1 protein-coding gene is annotated in these 2,046 nt (G+C 41.6%); it reads right to left on the reverse strand.

Annotated elements, in window-relative coordinates:
* Nucleotides 1-2,046: DUF2135 domain-containing protein (locus AC3LHT_RS10615; protein WP_488662878.1), on the reverse strand; the 2,046-nt coding region annotated here is incomplete at both ends.

Consider the following 2,046-nt stretch of genomic DNA (forward strand, 5'->3'; position numbering starts at 1 on the left):
TTGCCATTGACCGAGACGGAATTCAGCCCTAAGTTATCCTTGAAAATAGCGGTCAGGATGAGATTCCCGTTCTCGTCAGGAGTCTTCTTCAATTCGATTTGTGGGGGCTGTGTATCTACGTAGATTTTATAGGTTACTGACTTTTTTAAGCCAAAAAGGTCCTCTGCAGTGATATTGAAATATGAAACGCCATCAGGGAAAAACCTCTCTTCAGTGAAGTGTACCTCGCGTTTTCCATAGGTGTTGTACTCTTTTTTAGCGATGTCCGGTTTCACCGCATCGGTTGTGATTACCCTGATACCCGTGTTGTCGGTAGCTGTAATTTCAATTTCTATTGTGTTCTTTGCACTGTACATTGTTTCGAGAAGGTTTGTGGAAAGAACCGGGAATTCTTTGTCAGGGATCCTCACAAAAACCTCTCCAAGATCTTTCCAATCTTTCCCGCCTGTTAGAAATGCGATGTTGTTTTTGTTAAAAAAGCTCAGTGTTCCGGTTTTTTCTATGTGTTTATCAAGTGTGTCTATCACCACTTTGTAATGTACTGGATTCGGATAAAGGTCTGAAGAGTAATAGTGTACAGCAACGTGATAATTACCCTCTATGGGCAGGTAAGAATCTTTGTAGTTTAAAATATACGTTTCGGTGTTGGACGAGCGCTGCCTTGCATCCACATTGATATAAGCGCATTGACTTGATGGGTTCATAGGGCCAACTACTGTTCCGTCAGGTTCTCTGATATAGAGATCAAGGTCGGCGGCAGTGGAATCCCAGGTCAATGTTACCCTCATAGCTTCATGACGGGGAATTAGAAAGACACTATGATTTCCAATGCCGATTCCATCTGAAGTTTTGATCACGATCACAATGTTATTCTTCCCGGAAGCTAAAGGAATCCACTCTTCGAAAATTTCTCCTTCCTGGATCGAGGTTTTGATCAGTTTCCCATTGTCGTATATGTCTAATGTATACGCGCCATCTATTGGAATTAAGAGCTTCCCACTAAGTTCTATCAAATCGCTTGTCATAACGTTTCCAGCTATATCGTTGACCTCAAAGGGAATCCATTTGAGCATTTTTTCAGTACGTTTGCCTGTTATATCCATCGCGACAATTTCCAACTTTTCCTGAAGGTCATCACGCGAAAGCACGTGTTCAAAAACCCTCTGGCCATTCAACTTGCCGATATATCTGCCGATTTTCACATATTTTAGCCCAGAATCATCTTCAAACCTCACTTTTACTGCCATCTCACCGGTTATATCCACTGGCAGGAAAGTGATCACAGGCGGCACTTTGTCGACAAAGATATACCGGGAAATTTTTGAAATGTTGCCCGAAAGGTCACCAGCTTCAATGCTAATATCACCTGATGCGTTTAGTTCTATTTCAAATGTATCTCTTAAACTTGGTATCCCCGAGTATTTCCTTTCAATATCTTGAACCCTGATAAAGTCAATTCCACCATTGTCCGTTGCTACAACGGTTATTTCAGCTCTGGCTGAGACAACGTTGGTGGGAAGTTCCAGTTCAATCTCAGGTGGCTCATGATCTTTTCTAACCGTGAATTTAGTAGAGGCTATATTTCCTGCTCTATCAGCGGCGCTTATCTCAACGGTGATTGCCTCTTTTCCTATGAGATTTACTACATAATTATAACTAAAGCTTTTTCTGCCATCGCTGTCCACTTTTTTGCCATTAATCGTAAGAAAACTGATCCCAATATCATCGGATGCATTTATTGTGATGTTAACTGTTTCGCTTCCTGTGACGGTGGGGCCTTTGACTTCAATCTCAGGCTGCTTTATGTCGTAGAGAATGTAAAACTTTTTGCTTGAAACGTTACCAGCCAAATCGGCAACGGATAATACCACGGCCCTGGATTTTCTGTCTGTCCTGTATCTTATAGTGTAATTGTTTCCAATAGCACTTGTTGGAGTTGCTTGCTGGCCATCCAAAGTTATTCTTGAAATTCCAGTGTCGTCATTGATTTTGAAGGCTATATCTGCATACTCCTTCGCAGTGAAGAAAAAGTCTTCCATGATTATC

It is taken from the genome of Kosmotoga sp., assembly GCF_982836095.1.